We start from the raw sequence: 15,843 nt of genomic DNA on the forward strand, positions 1-15,843 counted from the left end.
TCGAAAGATATTTGTTGTTTATTAAGGCCGGAAATTCCGGCCTTTTTTAATTTACTGCTATTTTTGCGGTAAGCATATGATCTTCGAGATAACCAATATTCCCTTATATAAACAAAAGTCATTGCATTGGGCAGCTCAGCTTGAGGTTTGCTCCTATCTCGACTCAAACAATTTCACTAACAGTTACTCGAAATTTGATGCTCTGATAGCGGCCGGAGTTAAAAATGAGATAACAGCCAATGCCGGAGATGCTTTCGATAAGCTCAACCAATTCAGGCAGGAACATAGCGGCTGGTTGACGGGTTTTTTAAGTTATGACCTTAAAAACGAAACCGAACATCTAACCTCAACCAATGCCGATAAGCTGCATTTCCCCGATCTATACTTTTTTGAGCCCCAACATGTAGTTATCATTCGCGGTAATAAAGTTGAAATTATTTCAGAAGATGCAGAGCTGATATTTGCTCAGATAGAGCAACAGGTCATATTTCCTGTTCAAAAGCCCGAAGATTTGAACTTGCAATCGCGCTTTAGTCGCGATGAATATATCGACACTTTTAACCGCATCAAACAGCACATTACCCGTGGCGATATTTATGTAACCAACTTTTGCCAGGAGTTTTATGCCCAAGATGCTACCATACATCCAGTAAGTATTTTTACCGATCTTAATCGCATATCGCCTACCCCTTTTGCATGTTTCTTTAAATATCATCAGCAATATATTCTTTGTGCATCGCCCGAGCGTTTTTTAGCTAAACGCGGTGATAAGCTTATATCACAACCCATTAAAGGCACGGCCCGCCGCGGCGCAACCGAAGCCGAAGATAATGCCATAAAACTCGCCCTGCGCAACAACATTAAAGAGCAGCAGGAAAACGTAATGGTGGTTGATATGGTGCGCAACGATTTAACCAAATCGGCCGTACCCGGCACAGTTAAAACCGAGGAGCTTTTTGGCATATATAGCTTTGAGCAGGTGCATCAAATGATGTCCACCGTTACCTGCCAGATACAGCAAGGACTATCATCTGTTGAAGCCATTCGTAACACCTTTCCTATGGGCAGCATGACGGGTGCACCCAAGGTAAGTGCCATGCAATTGATGGAACAGCATGAACGCACACGCAGGGGCGTTTATTCGGGAGCAGTCGGATACTTTAGTCCGGATGATGATTTTGATTTTAACGTGGTGATACGGACTATTTTGTGTAATGCCGAAGAGCGGTATTTATCATTTGAAGTAGGTAGTGCTATTACTTTTGATGCCGTGGCCGGGGATGAATACAACGAATGCTTACTAAAAGCTAAAGCTATTTTAGAGGTATTAAAAACAAGTATTAACTAAACCTTTTCGGACGCAAATTACCTGCCAGCTAAAAAGGCCACCCATTTTAGGTAGCCTTTTAAAGTACATCAACATTTAAGCTCTATCTTTTTAAACACCGCAACAGCATTATGCCCGCCAAAACCAAAGGTATTGCTCATGGCTACATTAACAGTTTTTTGGATTGCCGAACCTGTTACAATGTGTAAATCCTGGGGCAATTGCGAATCTAAAACTGTGGTGTTTATGGTGGGCGGCACCACATTTTCGATAACCGACTTAACTGATATAATGGCTTCTATTGCACCTGCAGCACCCAGTAAATGACCGGTCATTGATTTGGTTGCGCTAACTGATAAGCGTGGACTATTGCCAAAGGCTGCGTGTATAGCCTTGGCTTCACTGATGTCGCCTACCGGGGTTGAGGTGGCATGAGCATTCATGTAATCTACGTCAGAATGGTTTAGTCCGGCATCATGCAGGGCCAGTTCCATAGCTTTAATGGCACCCTTACCTTCGGGATGTGTAGCAGTAATGTGGTAGGCATCTCCCGTCATAGCAGCACCGCTAATTTCGGCATATATGGTGGCGCCACGTTGTTTGGCATGCTCGTATTCTTCCAGCACCAGTACCCCGGCACCCTCTCCCATCACAAAACCATCGCGCTCCACATCAAAAGGGCGTGAGGCAGCTTGCGGGTCGGCATTACGGGTTGAAAGAGCTTTCAAGGCATTATAGCCACCTATCGAGGCTTCGGTGATAGGCGCATCGGCACCACCGGTTACAATAACTTTGGCTTTGCCCCAGCGGATGTAATTGAGCGCATCCATCATAGCTGTGTTGGCACTTGCACAAGCGGTTACCGTGGTAAAGTTAATGCCCATGAAGCCATATTTAATGGAGATCAAACCTGCGGCCATATTCACCAGCGTTTTGGGGATAAAGAACGGGTTAAAATGCGGCTCATGGTTAGTGGCAGCATACTCGCGCACCTGCTGTTCAAATGTTTCCATACCACCTTGTGCCGAGCCGAAAATTACGCCCACGTCATAAGGCGACATGGCCGAAATATCAAATCCCGAATCTTCGATGGCCTGTTTGGCCGCAATTAAAGCATACTGCGTGTACAGATCGTTACGCTTAATTTCGTTACGATCTAAAAAAGCTGCCGCGCTGAAATCATCAGGCAACTGGGTAGCAAACTGCGTTTTAAATTTAGCGGCATCAAAACGGGTTATAGCTTTTGCCCCGCTGCGGCCGTTTTTAATATTGTCCCAAAATGTTGCTACATCGGTACCCAGGGCCGATACTACACCCATTCCGGTTATGACTACTCTTTTCATTATTATATTAGATTACACCAATGATTTTATGATTACACCGATGCTTTTAAATTCATTATTTGCTTTTTAGATGTTCTTTTTAATCGGTGAAATCATTTTCCAAACCGGTGAAATCAAAACAAATAAAAACTACTTCAATAATACCTTAGTTGCCCCATATCCAAACTTTTCCTTGCGGGCATCCAAAAACGTTTGCACTTTTTGATGCTTGCCCAGCAGCTTATGCAACTCGTTGCGCAGGGTTCCGTTACCGGCACCGTGTATAAAGGTAATTTCGGGCAGTTGGTGTACAACGGCTGCATCAAGCGCTTTTTTAAAATGTTCCAGCTGAATACGCAAAAAATCCTGGCTGCTGATGAACTGGTAATCGTCGCGAAGTTTTTCGATATGTAGGTCAACCTCTGTTTGAGGTTTATCAACATTCTGTTTTTCGGCGGCGGGTTTAAAAAAGCTTTCCTTTAATTTTTCGACATCTATCACCATTTCCGGTTCATCAACCCGAATTACCCAGCCTTGCTGATTTACCACCGGCACAGGCTTTTTACTACCCGCAAAATCTTTGGCTTTAAATTTTTCGCTAAAAGTGATGGGTTGCTGAGGTTCAATATCCTGCTGAGTAAAAAACAGTACTTGTATATTGAATTTAGGCCATAGCTGCAAATCGGCAAGTTGTGCCGAATACATAGGTACTGCCGATTTGGGTGCCACAATACTCAGGTACTCGCCTTTAAACTGTTTGCCCTCTGTGGTGAGCGTTACCAGTAGCTGATATGAAGTTTCGTTAACCAAATGGAAGTGAACTACGGAAGCGGCTTTATTATCGGGCACTACACCTAAATATATACCTTGCTTTTTAAACTCAGCAACGGGCACTACCGGTGCAGAGCCGGGAGATACTGGCGTTTGCCCTGCGGGCACATGGCCATGCACGGTAGTAACCTTACTGGCCAGTACGGGTATCTCAAAATCATCATCGCCGGTTACACCAATCATTTGCTCATCAAAAATTCGGGTAACGTATCCCTCCATCTTCTCATCCACAAAGCGTACAAAATCACCCAACTTATATTTCATGTTCAAAAAATTAGCGGCGCAAAGTTAACTATTAAACCTTATCAACGTCTAACTAACATGATATTCACGTTGAGATAAAATTTATTTAACATTACCGTTAAAAGCATTATTTTTGTAAGCCCATTTTTAATTTGAATGCAACACCGTAATACCACCATAACATTAAAGCAAAACTGGAAAGCCACCTGGAATTCTGCATCGCAACGTTCGCTGATGATTATCGGGTCGGTTATTGTGGCGTTGGTATTATCGGGCATGCCTATATTTTTTCAGCATATTGAGCAGCGCCCGGGCGTACAACTGCATGATTTTATACTGTCGCGAGTACCTGCTTATGATGTATCATTATACATCTTCCTAATTGAGTGGGGAATGGGATTATTGATATTAGCCCGGGCTATCAAAAACCCGGCTATTTATGTGCGCTACGTATGGTTATACATTGTTATAAGCCTTACACGTTTACTTACTATAACTTTGGTTCCGCTGGCGCCGCCGGCTAACCTTGTTGAACTTGTTGACCCCATTACCGGCGTATTTTATGGTCATGCCGTTATTACTAAAGATCTTTTTTATTCGGGGCACACCTCTACCCTGATAGCCATGTATTTTTGCCTGCCGCGCAAACCCGACCGCTACCTGGTAATTGTAGCTACCATAGCTATGGCTTGCCTATTAATTGTACAGCACGTGCATTATACTATTGATATTTTGGCAGCCCCGGTATTTGTATTTTTACTGAACCGCATTTTACAAAACACATTGCTTCGTAATGTGAATATCGAAGGCAGTGTACAGGTAAGCAACTGTTAAGGCAACGCGAATATCCACTTTCTTATTTAAGTAATACTGAATTAGCTTAGCATGCCTAAGTAGATTAATTTATCAATTTACAATCCCCGCAAATTCGCCCTATTTCTGGTTTTGCAGAAATTACTGTGCGTTACTTCTTTTCAATGTGGCCAAAAAATCAGCGCCCTGGTAATTTATTTTCAGGTTAATGGAATCGGCAAAAGTGCGGCCGGTACAAGCGGCTGTGCTACCATTAAGATCTAACTTAAAAGAGATCATGTCCTTATCTATTTTACCATCCGTAATGTTGCTTACGCCCAACGGGGTTTCGGTGGTGCCGGTCAGTTTGTCGCTTTCGGTTTTAAAATTAAAAGCCAGGGGCACCAGGTTGCCGTTGTATTCTATCACGCTGGTCCATTTACCGTTAATATCGGCCATAATAAACCAAAATAACACACCGCAAACAGCCAGTGCAAAAGAGTTGATCATTTTAGTATTCATATAAAGAAGTTGATGTTAGCATTTAAAGATATGATTATTATCTGCACTTGCACCAATAACAGACTGATTACATAGCATCGTAATTACTTTATATGTAATAAACACCACACAAAAAGTGATAAAGAGGAACACAGCATAATCCTGTGATTTTCAGAAGAAATAAATTTGAACACATACTGGCTGATTACTACATTTGGCAAATGCCTCGAAAGTACTGTTTGTTAGCCCTTTTGCCGTTTGCGCTTTTACTCGCATACTGCCAAAACAAGCCCAGTCAAAAGGCAACCCAGCACTATGAACCCGCCCCGCCCGATACCACCATTGTTTATAACGAACTCAGCAGTAAGATACTGGGCCGTATACTATCTGCCGATACCAACCGCATAAAAAAGCGCTTCACTGTACCTGTAAAAATTACGGTAAATGAAAAGCAGGCCGACGGCGGCGACCCCTATTATTTTTACGTATTTACCACGCCAGGTAATAAAATAACACTGTTTTACAAACCTTCCGAAGGGTTTTATATAGAAAGCGGGCTCATTACCCGTGAAGGCATCACCCTTAATAAGGATGTGGCAATTGGAATAGAAAAGGCCGCTTTTTTGCAGATACTTGAACTAAAGGAATCAAAGTTCAACCTATTCCACATTGTAAACGATGATGCCACCGTACAAAGCAGTTTCTACTTTAAAAACGGTAAACTGAGTTCGGTGCAACTCACTCAAACAGTAGAATAATTATACCAAATAAAATTCCCTGAACCAGTTTACAAAGCGGTTTATACCGTCCTGTATATCAGTTTTAGGGTGATAGTTAAACTCCTGCTCCAGGTCGCTCATATCGGCATCAGTGCTCAGCACATCGCCCGCCTGCATGGGCAGGAAGTTGATCACCGCCTTTTTGCCAATGGCGTTCTCCAAAGCTTCAATAAACTTCATGAGTTTAACAGGTTGCGAGTTACCAATGTTGTATAAACGGTACGGCGCACTCGAAGTAGCCGGGTCGGGGTTTTGGCTATCCCAAGCAGGGTTAGCTTGTGCAGGTTTATCCAATACGCGGATGACGCCTTCTACAATATCATCTACATAGGTAAAGTCACGCTGCATTTGGCCGTTGTTGTATACGTCTATAGGGTTGCCTTTAATAATGGCATCGGCAAACTTAAAATAGGCCATATCGGGCCTGCCCCACGGACCGTATACAGTAAAAAAGCGTAAGCCGGTAGTGGGTATGTGATATAAGTGACTGTAACTGTGCGCCATCATTTCGTTGCTTTTTTTGCTGGCAGCATACAAACTAACCGGGTGTGCAGCACCATCATGTACCGAAAACGGGGTATTGCTGTTTAACCCGTAAACGCTCGAACTGCTGGCATACACCAAGTGCTTTACCTTAATGGTACGGCAGCCTTCCAGTATATTTAAAAAGCCCGAAAGATTGCTCAGGGCGTAATCATGCGGGTTGGTAATGGAGTAACGTACGCCTGCCTGTGCCGCCAAATGGCAAACCACATCAAAATGATTGGTGGCAAACAGGTTTTCCATTTGCGCCCGGTCAGATATATCTAATTTAATGAAGCAATAGTTGGGGTAAATGGTACTGCATACCGGTTGGTTATCCTGCAAAGTGTCAGTATCAATACCCGAAGCCTTGAGGCGGCCGTGCTTAAGTTCGGTATCGTAATAGGTGTTAATATTATCAACCCCAATAATATCAAAACCCAATTTTGCCAGTTTTTGGGCTACATAAAAACCAATAAAACCAGCTGTACCGGTAACTAAAATTTTCATAAACGTTAAACAATTGTTACCCCATCAATAACAAGGCTGCAAAAGTAATTAATTTACCCAATTAGCAGCCGCAGGCAGTAACATAGATTTGTAAACGTTAGATTAATGAAAAGTATATAATGCCGTTTAGATTTTTTATACAAAGCCCTCTCCTTTGGAGAGGGTTGGGTGATGTTAGGGCTATGCCAAACTCTCCTCTTACTCCAACTATTTTCAATAAATAATCAATATAATTAGTAAAAATTATACACACTCCTGCTGTTGGTAAGTACCTTAGCCTGTGTAACAAACCCATTACCGTATGGATAATTTTTTGGCTGCCCGTTCGCAAATGGCCCTCTCGCTGGGGTTTCATATTATATATGCCTGTATTGGCATGGTAATGCCGTTTTTTATGGCGGTGGCGCACTATCGCTGGTTAAAAACTAAAGATGTTGCCCATAAAAATATTGCCAAGGCCTGGAGCAAAGGGGTGGCCATTTTCTTTGCCATAGGTGCAGTGTCGGGCACTATGCTATCATTTGAATTGGGACTGCTTTGGCCTAATTTTATGAAGCACGCGGGGCCGATTTTCGGGATGCCGTTTTCATTAGAGGGTACCGCCTTTTTTATCGAGGCTATTGCCCTTGGGTTCTTTTTATATGGGTGGGAACGCCTTAACCCCTACTTCCACTGGTTTACCGGTGTGGTGGTTGGTGTTAGCGGACTGGCATCGGGCATCCTTGTGGTGTCTGCCAACTCATGGATGAACAGCCCGGCAGGGTTTGATTATGTTAACGGCCAATACCTTAACATCGACCCGATGAAGGCCATGTTTAACGAGGCCTGGTTCTCTGAAGCCCTGCATATGACCATTGCTGCCTTTGCCTCTACGGGCTTTGCCGTGGCGGGGGTACATGCGCTCATGATCGTGCGTAAGCAAAACGTACACTTTCATCAGCAGGCCTTTAAAATTGCTGCCGGGTTTGCAGCCGTTGCCGCACTGTTACAGCCTTTAGCGGGCGATATTGCCGCCAAGAGTGTAGCCAAGCGCCAGCCCGCCAAACTGGCTGCTATGGAAGCTTATTTTCATACCCAGCCATACTCGCCATTGGTATTAGGCGGTATACCCGATGTAAAAACCAAAGAGGTTAATTACGGACTTGAAGTTCCGGGCTTGCTTAGCTTTTTAGTGTACGATGATTTTAAAACCCCGGTTAAGGCGCTGGATCAAATTCCGGTTGAAAACCAACCTCCCATTGCCATCACGCATTACTCCTTCCAGGTAATGGTGGGTTTAGGTATGTTTATGATGCTGGTGGCCGTACTGTACCTGGTTGCGATATGGTTTAAAAAGCATTGGATATACAGCAACTGGCTGCTCAAACTGTTTATTATAGCCGTACCAACAGGCTTTATTGCGGTAGAGGCCGGCTGGATGGTGACCGAAATTGGCCGCCAACCATGGATAATTCAGGGCGTGATGCGTACTAAGGATGCGGTTACGCCAATGCCGGGAATTGCCTGGTCGTTTTACTTGTTTACGGGCATTTATTTTACGTTGAGTATTGCCGTTATATTTTTACTATACCGCCAAATACGCATGGTGCCCGAACTGTATGATAAACCAGCCGAAGACTTAAACCTTAGCCACTCATAATTATGGAATACGTGATCATCGGCTTTTTGTGGCTGTCAATTTTACTATACCTCGTTTTAGGCGGTGCCGATTTTGGTGCCGGCATCATCGAGCTTTTTACGTCGAAAGCTCATCGTTACCGTACCCGCAAAACTGCGTACGAAGCCATTGGCCCCATATGGGAGGCTAACCACATGTGGCTCATCATTGCGGTGGTGATCTTATTTGTGGGGTTCCCGGTTATATATAGCACCATGTCTATTTATCTGCATATTCCATTAGTGGCTATGTTGCTGGGTATAACGGCCCGCGGTACAGCCTTTGTATTCAGAAATTACGATGCTGTAATTGATAATATGCAGCGGGTATACAACCGCATTTTCCTGCTGTCGAGCTTTATCACACCCTTATTTTTGGGAATGATTGCGGGCAGTGTGATTTCGGGCCGTATAGATCCATCGGAAACCGATTTCACATCGGCCTATATTTGGCCTTGGCTCAACTGGTTCTCCTTAACTATTGGCCTGTTCACGGTTGGTCTTTGCGGCTTTTTGGCATCGGTATACCTCATAGGTGAGGCCAAACCGGGAGATGACCGCAACAGCTTCATCCGCAAAGCCAAACAGTGGAATGTGGTTGCCGTAGTGTGCGGCGCTTTGGTATTCATCGCTTCGCTGACCGAAAACATTCCCCTTATGAGTTGGGTATTTGGCAATCCTTTTGGCGCTACCGCAGTAATTGCGGCCTCTTTTTCACTGGTGGTTTTATGGATATTGGTTAAACGCGGCAAAACGGTAGTACCGCGCGTTTTAGCCGGCTTTCAGGCGAGTATGATACTGCTGGCAGTGAGTTACGTTCACTTTCCCAATTTTGTGATACTTAAAAACGGTGAGCATTTGTCATTGTTTGAACATCAGGCTCCTGAGGCTACTATGACCGCATTGGCCTGGGCACTTATTATTGGTAGTTTATTTATCCTTCCATCGCTCTTTTACCTCTACTACAGCTTTCAAAAAGACAGGCATGAGGGTAGTTTTGTGGAGCACTAAAACCGAGAGTCAAGAAACAAGAGCCAAGATTTTACTACAACTTGTGCTCATCTGTGATGAGTGCTTAACATGGTTGTGCGATTTTATCGCACCGTTGCGTTGCAAACGCAAAACCACTTTAAGCACTCGTAATAAACGAGCGCAATTAGAGATTGCTTCGCCCCCCGTAACATCCCGACTCCCATATCGCAAACGCGTGGTAGAAAAGAGATTGTGAAAATCCTATAATTCTGAAAATTCTGATTCCAACAAAAAATGTCACCCTACTGGTAAGGTGACATTTATATATCTTCCCCCCCTTCAGGGGGCTGGGGGGTTACAATTCCAACACCTTCGTTGTACGCTCCCTTGTCTCGTTAGCCAACTGTACATTTTTAGCCATTGATTGCCCGTATGATGGAATCATGCCTTTTAACTTGGCTTGCCATTCGGCCGATTGAGCCTTGCCTTTAAAGCAACGCTCTATGAGTTGCACCATGATCGAAACCGATGTTGATGCACCCGGCGAAGCGCCCAGTAAGGCGGCAATGCTGCCATCTGCTGCGGCCACCACTTCGGTACCAAATTCGAGTACGCCGCCGCGTTTGGGGTCTTTTTTAATCACCTGTACACGCTGACCGGCAATATCCAACTGCCAGTCTTCGGCTTTAGCGTTAGGGAAGTAATCCTTTAACGCTGCCAGGCGATCATCGGCCGATTGGGTTACCTGGCTAATGAGGTACTTGGTTAACGGAATATTATCGATACCGGCTTTCATCATCGGGAATATGTTGCCTGCATTGATAGACGTAAACAGATCGGTTAACGAACCATTTTTTAAGAAACGGGTAGAGAAACCGGCGTAAGGTCCAAAAAGCAAAGCTTTTTTACCATTGATCATGCGGGTATCTAAATGCGGTACCGACATTGGCGGCGAACCCACCGATGCCTTACCATATACCTTGGCCTGATGACGCTCAATAACAGCCGGGTTATTACAAACCAGCCACTGCCCGCTCACCGGGAAACCGCCAAATCCTTTGCTCTCGGGTATGCCCGATTTTTGCAGCAGGTGCAGCGCACCGCCTCCGGCGCCTACGAATACAAATTTGGCTTTCAGTTTAACTTTATTACCGCTGGCCGTGTCCTTAACGCGTATTTTCCATGCACCGTCTTTATCGCGTTTAATGTCGCGTACCTCGTGTTTCAGGTGTACGTTTACACCCGGTTGTGTTTTAAGGTAATTGAACAGGCTGTTGGTTAAGGCACCAAAGTTTACATCGGTACCCAGATCCATACGGTTGGCTGATACCTTTTCGTTCGGGTCGCGGCCTTCCATTACCAGCGGCATCCAGCTTTGCAGTTGGGTGCTATCTTCTGAGTAAGCCATTTCGGCAAAAAAGTGGTGCTTAACCAACGCTTCGTAGCGCTTGCGCAAATAGTTTACATTGTCATCGCCCCAAACAAAACTCATGTGCGGCACGGCCGAAATGAACGATTTAGGCGAATCGATGATATTCTTTTCAATTAAAAACGACCAAAATTCTTTGGAAACCTCAAACTGTTCGGCAATCTTAATCGCCTTCGATATATCCACCGAACCATCCTGCAGTTGCGGTGTATAGTTCAACTCGCAAAAAGCCGAGTGACCGGTACCAGCATTATTCATCGCATCCGAACTTTCGGCAGCCATCACATCAAGGCGTTCAAATATTTCGATAGTCAGGTCTGGCTGGAGTTCTTTTAGCATGAGGCCAAGAGTGGCGCTCATAATTCCTGCTCCAATCAGCACAACATCAGTTACAGGGTTCTGTGTATATTCGGTGTTAGTCATTTTCCAATTTTGGCACGGTACAAATGCGCTGGCAATTTACGATGTACCTGATAAAAACGGCGTGATATTACGATTTTTAATCATAAATTTTACAATTAATATAAGATTCACAGATATGACAGGACGGGCAAAAAACTCGTTTCCACTCTGCGCTATCCATCGATTGCCGCGATAATAATATTAAACAACAGCTAATTGTTTGGCTCAATGTTTAATAACCATTGGGCGTGCCCCGCCTCGGGCGGATAGGACTATCCCGTTACAAGTCCTCGTTGCGTTACGCTGCACTCCAGGCTTTACACTACTATCCCTCAGGCAAACTGCAATTTGTTGTAAATTAGAATTAATTGAGCTTATATAATTAATGCCGATTTGAAATTTCCCGGAGTGATAAATTTCTATCTAATAAATTCCTAATCTCATGCAATTAAGTTTAAAATCAATCGTTAATACAATTCAAGCCACATCTTTTTACTGGTTAATTGACTTTGTGCGATAATATTTTCGGCAGACGTATTAATTATTTACCTTTATATTTGATTAACAAACACAAAATAAGTTACCACGAATAAAGTATGAAGAAAAAGAGTTTCAGATGGTCTGACGAGAGCGAACCGCACAAACACAGGACAAAGGCCATTATTAAAGAACACCCCGAGTTACGTACCTTAATAGGCCGTAACCCGTATACTTTCTTAGTGATCACGCTTTGCGTTGGGATACAAATAGCCGGGGCTTATTTATTAAAAGATGCAGCCTGGTACTGGATTGCGCTGGCCGCATATGGCGTAGGTGCTTTTGCCTGCCATACCTTGTTTGTTTGTATACACGAGTGTGCACACAATCTTATTTTTAAAAACAAAACCGCAAATACCTGGGCCGGTATTTTTGCCAACTTGCCTACCTTGTTGCCAAGTTCGGTATCATTTCAAAAATATCATTTAAAGCATCACTCATACCAAGGTGTTGAAGCTTTAGATGCCGATATGCCTTTCCGTTGGGAAGCTAAATTAATTAACAATTCAACCTTTGGTAAAGCCATCTGGCTATTGTTTTATCCTATCTTCCAGGCACTACGCCCTTTCCGTTTAAAAGAAATTAATTTGGTTGATGGCTGGACCGCCGTTAACTGGGTTGTACAATTATCATTTACAGCCGCAATAGCCTACTTTTTTGGTTGGAGTGCCGTATTATACCTGGTATTGAGCTTCTTTTTCTCAGTAGGCTTGCATCCATTGGGCGCACGTTGGGTACAGGAGCATTTCTTAACTCATGGCGAGCAGGAAACCAAAAGCTATTATGGCCGCTTAAATTTTCCTAATCTTAACGTAGGTTTTCATAATGAGCATCATGATTTTCCATCAGTGCCATGGAATAACCTGCCTAAAGTTAAAGCTTTAGCGGGCAGGCACTATGATGATTTGGGACATCATACTTCTTACACCCGTTTGTTGTTCGAGTTTTTATTCGATCGCGAACTGTCGGTTTTTTCGCGTACGGCACGTTCAAACCGTGGCGGTAAAATAGGTACGCCTAAAGCCAAAAGCATTGATGATGCCGAAGCTGTTGTAGCTTAAAATAATTTACTGAATATTAGAGCCCTGTATATATTGTATACAGGGCTTTTTTTTGTTTTTTAAACATTTATATCACAACACAAGGGAATAAGGATTGTTATAAACCCAAATCTATTCACTTATGAAACTTTACATTCCGCTACTTGTAATCGGCCTGCTCCTATTTTCATCATGCTACCACGAACCAAAAATTATTGGCGATGGCCCCTTAAAGCTTGATGACATTAGTTTTAACTTTAGTGTAGTAAGATTTTACGACGATAAAGACCTTTTTAACTGCAAAAAACAATTATGCCTAACATTAGATACAGTTACCAAAGATGATGAATGGTACAACCCTAAACCTGCAGGATTATATTACAGCCAGGCCACTTACTCAAACGACAGAATATTAGCCAAATTTGAGGGCTCCGAGTTTTATGGACTAAATATGGTAAGCACTTTGGATCATAAGTTGATAGCCATTGCCGCTGTTATAGCCAAGATTAATATTGATGAAAGCAAGGCCTTTATAGATAAAACAACCAAAAAATACGGCCGTTTTGAAGAACGTAAAGCTGATTTTATGGGTATAAATTATCCGGTTTATACCTGGAAACTTAAAGACCGTATTTTACAATACAGCCCTGTTTTGGATAATGAACAAAATGCACTTAAGATAGAAAAAGACATGAACACCGGCACCATAAAAGAGGGCAAAAAGAACCCTCATTACAAGGGATACTTTTACATAATTAAAAGCGGATACACCGACTTTGTTAAGTACAATGTATCCTCGGGCGATTTTGTAATATTTGATTAGTATTGCACTAACAACAGTTTTTTAACAATCTCCATCCACTTCACAGCTTGGACCTTCGGTAATATTAAGTCCGGATGATTGCTGCTGACTGTATTCGGCGTAAGCGCTAACCAGCGTGTTTAAAAATACCTCGGTAGCCTGTGCGCCTGATACTGCGTAATGGTTGTTCATCACAAAAAACGGAACCCCTCGTATGCCCAGTTGTTCGGCTTCGTAAATATCATGATGTACCTGCTCGGCATAAGTGTTACTGTTTAGCACTTCGCGGGTTTCAGTTGCATCAAGTCCTGTGGCCTCGCCTAAAGCAATCAGCGTATCAATATCATCAATATTCTGTCCATTGGTAAAATAAGCCTGAAATAGTTGCTCTTCAGCAGCATCGCCCTTACCATATTTTTTGGCGAGGTGAGTAAAGCGGTGTGCGTTAAAGCTATTGGCTACCACGGCATCATCAAAGTTATAGGTTAAACCAACTTGAGCAGCCATATCGGTTACCTGGCTATTTAGTTGCTTGGCATAATCTAAGGTCCAACCTTTAGCATCGGCCAAATACTGGTTTATGCTGATGCTGGTATCAGTTTTTAATTGCGGATTAAGCTGAAAGCTTTTCCATTCAATCTGCACTTTATCTTTATATTCAAATGCCGATAATGCTTCTTCGAACCTGCGCTTGCCTATATAGCAGAACGGACACATCACGTCCGACCAAATTTGTATTTTCATGGTACGATAAACGTTTTTATCAAATGTAAGCGCAATACCATTTACTCAAACACTTGCCAAACAGGTATTACCTAAAAATGACAGGGCTTAGTTTTTAGGTACGGGATAATGAAATATGGGTTGCTTTGTACCTTCGCTTACGGTGTAGTAACTGCGGCCATCTGAGGTAAAACCAATAGCCTCACCCAGTCTTTCCTGCTCGTAGGCAGGCTGCTGGGGTTTACGTTGCAGGGTTTCCCATATGGGTTCGTTACCATTGCGTTTCCAATAGTAAATGCGGCTGTAGCTTTTGAGCACTACTTGTTTGCCATCCTTTGATATATCACCACTAACGATCCATTTAAATGGCTGAAAGCCTCTGAAATGTATTTCGGCACGCTTGGTAAGCGTTACGGTATCATTATTATGAAATATGAGCGGCGCCGTATATACCCCAACCGATTTATGCCTCTTGGTTACAATATAAAACAACTTTTCTATGGGGTCTATCATTAGTGTTTCTGCATCATGAGGCCCATCCGGGTATTTTAGGTTAAGGGTATGCCTGAACGTATGAACTGTACTATCGCCGTTTGCAGGTAGTAATTTAGGCTCAGGAATACGGTATATGTTTATAAAGGGATAAGTTTCGCCATTATCACCAATATCGGCTATGTAAACATAACTTTGGATTGAATCGGGTCCGGGTCCTACGGCAATATCTTCACAATCACGAACACCATAACCGGGCGTTCCTTTTTTTACATAATTGAATATCCCTTTAAGCGTGCCATCTGGCTTTATGGCAAAAAAACGACCGGAGTCGCCGCTATCATTATGTATGTAAAATATATTGGGGTAAACGGATGAAGCAGCAATACCCGATGTTTCGTTATTCAGCGGACTCTTGAGCTTACCGGCTACATAGGCTTTGTCATCGCTTTTGTTTTGGGAATAAGCAGCCAGTTCGAGTACTAAAACAAGTACAAACCACACAATCCACCGGCTACGTTTTATATTGAACATGATATTTTAATGCTAAAGTAATGGAATAAATATTAATCACTCATTCCATTATGAATATTATTACCACCATTACAACAAACACGCCAAATACTTATCACATTACTAAATTTAATTAAATTTTAATTTAGTAAATTGTGCAGAACCAGTGGCTTAATTACTTGTTATATAATAAGTTCTATACACCATTTAAATAACATAAATTATGGAAACGCCCGTAAAACACTATAAGTTTATAAACAGTCGTACCGACAATGTTATTTATTACTACTCGCTGGATAGTAGTTTAGTAGTTTAAGCACCGATGAACGTAAGCAGAAACTTGAGGCCGTAAAAGCCCAGGTAGCTACCAACAATGGTGTATTTTTAGATACTGTGTACTGGGAAGAAGTAAAAGACGAAGATTAAGCCATTCGCCCGCAGCAGCTTCAT

14 protein-coding genes are annotated in these 15,843 nt (G+C 43.0%); 7 read left to right on the plus strand and 7 right to left on the minus strand.

The genetic code is table 11. From position 1 onward, the window contains the following. Positions 1-76 precede the first annotated feature (76 nt). The gene (locus QE417_RS07385) at positions 77-1,348 is read left to right on the plus strand and encodes an anthranilate synthase component I family protein (RefSeq protein WP_311948856.1); all 1,272 of its coding nucleotides are present in this window, start codon (positions 77-79) and stop codon (positions 1,346-1,348) included. 68 nt (positions 1,349-1,416) lie between these two features. Here the strand turns inward: QE417_RS07385 and fabF are convergent, their stop codons facing one another. Beyond that, the gene (gene fabF, locus QE417_RS07390) at positions 1,417-2,670 is read right to left on the minus strand and encodes a beta-ketoacyl-ACP synthase II (protein WP_311948859.1); all 1,254 of its coding nucleotides are present in this window, start codon (positions 2,668-2,670) and stop codon (positions 1,417-1,419) included. Positions 2,671-2,799: 129 nt separating this feature from the next. Next, positions 2,800-3,744, minus strand: coding sequence for a Smr/MutS family protein (locus QE417_RS07395; RefSeq protein ID WP_311948861.1), 945 nt, complete (start codon positions 3,742-3,744; stop codon positions 2,800-2,802). Between the two features lie 135 nt (positions 3,745-3,879). On the opposite strand from QE417_RS07395, the gene QE417_RS07400 reads away from it, so the two are divergent. Continuing rightward, positions 3,880-4,557: a phosphatase PAP2-related protein gene (locus QE417_RS07400; protein WP_311948864.1), complete on the plus strand. Its 678-nt coding sequence runs from the start codon at positions 3,880-3,882 to the stop codon at positions 4,555-4,557. Between the two features lie 120 nt (positions 4,558-4,677). On the opposite strand, the gene QE417_RS07405 is transcribed toward QE417_RS07400, so the two are convergent. After that, positions 4,678-5,037, minus strand: coding sequence for a hypothetical protein (locus QE417_RS07405; protein ID WP_311948866.1), 360 nt, complete (start codon positions 5,035-5,037; stop codon positions 4,678-4,680). A gap of 200 nt (positions 5,038-5,237) precedes the next feature. Between QE417_RS07405 and QE417_RS07410 the strand changes: the two genes are divergently transcribed. Beyond that, on the plus strand, positions 5,238-5,774 hold the full coding sequence (locus QE417_RS07410; protein ID WP_311948870.1) for a hypothetical protein: 537 nt from the start codon (positions 5,238-5,240) through the stop codon (positions 5,772-5,774). On the opposite strand, the gene QE417_RS07415 is transcribed toward QE417_RS07410, so the two are convergent. Further along, positions 5,775-6,827 carry an NAD-dependent epimerase gene (locus tag QE417_RS07415; RefSeq protein WP_311948871.1) on the minus strand — a complete coding sequence of 351 codons (1,053 nt, stop codon included), beginning with the start codon at positions 6,825-6,827 and terminating at the stop codon, positions 5,775-5,777. A 301-nt stretch (positions 6,828-7,128) separates the two neighbouring features. Here QE417_RS07415 and QE417_RS07420 point away from each other — a divergent pair, with 301 nt between their 5' ends. After that, on the plus strand, positions 7,129-8,466 hold the full coding sequence (locus QE417_RS07420) for a cytochrome ubiquinol oxidase subunit I (protein ID WP_311948873.1): 1,338 nt from the start codon (positions 7,129-7,131) through the stop codon (positions 8,464-8,466). Between the two features lie 2 nt (positions 8,467-8,468). Further along, on the plus strand, positions 8,469-9,494 hold the full coding sequence (locus QE417_RS07425) for a cytochrome d ubiquinol oxidase subunit II (RefSeq protein WP_311948876.1): 1,026 nt from the start codon (positions 8,469-8,471) through the stop codon (positions 9,492-9,494). Positions 9,495-9,810: 316 nt separating this feature from the next. On the opposite strand, the gene QE417_RS07430 is transcribed toward QE417_RS07425, so the two are convergent. Further along, positions 9,811-11,307 (minus strand): malate:quinone oxidoreductase, encoded by a 1,497-nt coding sequence (locus tag QE417_RS07430; RefSeq protein WP_311948877.1) that lies wholly within the window; start codon positions 11,305-11,307, stop codon positions 9,811-9,813. Between the two features lie 575 nt (positions 11,308-11,882). Here QE417_RS07430 and QE417_RS07435 point away from each other — a divergent pair. Together QE417_RS07435 and QE417_RS07440 are read left to right on the plus strand one after the other, a co-directional pair. Continuing rightward, entirely contained in the window at positions 11,883-12,884 is a 1,002-nt protein-coding gene (locus QE417_RS07435) for a fatty acid desaturase (protein WP_311948879.1), read from the plus strand. Positions 12,885-13,005: 121 nt separating this feature from the next. After that, the gene (locus QE417_RS07440) at positions 13,006-13,686 is read left to right on the plus strand and encodes a hypothetical protein (protein WP_311948882.1); all 681 of its coding nucleotides are present in this window, start codon (positions 13,006-13,008) and stop codon (positions 13,684-13,686) included. A 21-nt stretch (positions 13,687-13,707) separates the two neighbouring features. Here QE417_RS07440 and QE417_RS07445 read toward each other — a convergent pair whose 3' ends face one another. Next, positions 13,708-14,409, minus strand: a complete 702-nt coding sequence (locus tag QE417_RS07445; protein ID WP_311948884.1) for a DsbA family oxidoreductase — start codon at positions 14,407-14,409, stop codon at positions 13,708-13,710. Positions 14,410-14,496: 87 nt separating this feature from the next. Continuing rightward, positions 14,497-15,414, minus strand: a complete 918-nt coding sequence (locus QE417_RS07450; RefSeq protein ID WP_311948885.1) for a hypothetical protein — start codon at positions 15,412-15,414, stop codon at positions 14,497-14,499. Positions 15,415-15,843: the final 429 nt, after the last annotated feature.

Source organism: Mucilaginibacter terrae, from assembly GCF_031951985.1.
Taxonomy (GTDB): Bacteria; Bacteroidota; Bacteroidia; order Sphingobacteriales; family Sphingobacteriaceae; genus Mucilaginibacter; species Mucilaginibacter terrae_A.

Excerpts from the sequence above, each read along its gene's own strand:
- QE417_RS07440 (WP_311948882.1), top strand. The coding sequence starts at position 13,006 with ATGAAACTTTACATTCCGCTACTTGTAATCGGCCTGCTCCTATTTTCA.
- QE417_RS07410 (WP_311948870.1), top strand. The coding sequence starts at position 5,238 with ATGCCTCGAAAGTACTGTTTGTTAGCCCTTTTGCCGTTTGCGCTTTTA.
- QE417_RS07450 (WP_311948885.1), bottom strand. The coding sequence starts at position 15,414 with ATGTTCAATATAAAACGTAGCCGGTGGATTGTGTGGTTTGTACTTGTT.
- QE417_RS07385 (WP_311948856.1), top strand. The coding sequence starts at position 77 with ATGATCTTCGAGATAACCAATATTCCCTTATATAAACAAAAGTCATTG.
- QE417_RS07420 (WP_311948873.1), top strand. The coding sequence starts at position 7,129 with ATGGATAATTTTTTGGCTGCCCGTTCGCAAATGGCCCTCTCGCTGGGG.
- QE417_RS07425 (WP_311948876.1), top strand. The coding sequence starts at position 8,469 with ATGGAATACGTGATCATCGGCTTTTTGTGGCTGTCAATTTTACTATAC.
- QE417_RS07400 (WP_311948864.1), top strand. The coding sequence starts at position 3,880 with ATGCAACACCGTAATACCACCATAACATTAAAGCAAAACTGGAAAGCC.
- QE417_RS07405 (WP_311948866.1), bottom strand. The coding sequence starts at position 5,037 with ATGAATACTAAAATGATCAACTCTTTTGCACTGGCTGTTTGCGGTGTG.
- QE417_RS07395 (WP_311948861.1), bottom strand. The coding sequence starts at position 3,744 with ATGAAATATAAGTTGGGTGATTTTGTACGCTTTGTGGATGAGAAGATG.
- QE417_RS07415 (WP_311948871.1), bottom strand. The coding sequence starts at position 6,827 with ATGAAAATTTTAGTTACCGGTACAGCTGGTTTTATTGGTTTTTATGTA.
- QE417_RS07445 (WP_311948884.1), bottom strand. The coding sequence starts at position 14,409 with ATGAAAATACAAATTTGGTCGGACGTGATGTGTCCGTTCTGCTATATA.
- fabF (WP_311948859.1), bottom strand. The coding sequence starts at position 2,670 with ATGAAAAGAGTAGTCATAACCGGAATGGGTGTAGTATCGGCCCTGGGT.
- QE417_RS07435 (WP_311948879.1), top strand. The coding sequence starts at position 11,883 with ATGAAGAAAAAGAGTTTCAGATGGTCTGACGAGAGCGAACCGCACAAA.
- QE417_RS07430 (WP_311948877.1), bottom strand. The coding sequence starts at position 11,307 with ATGACTAACACCGAATATACACAGAACCCTGTAACTGATGTTGTGCTG.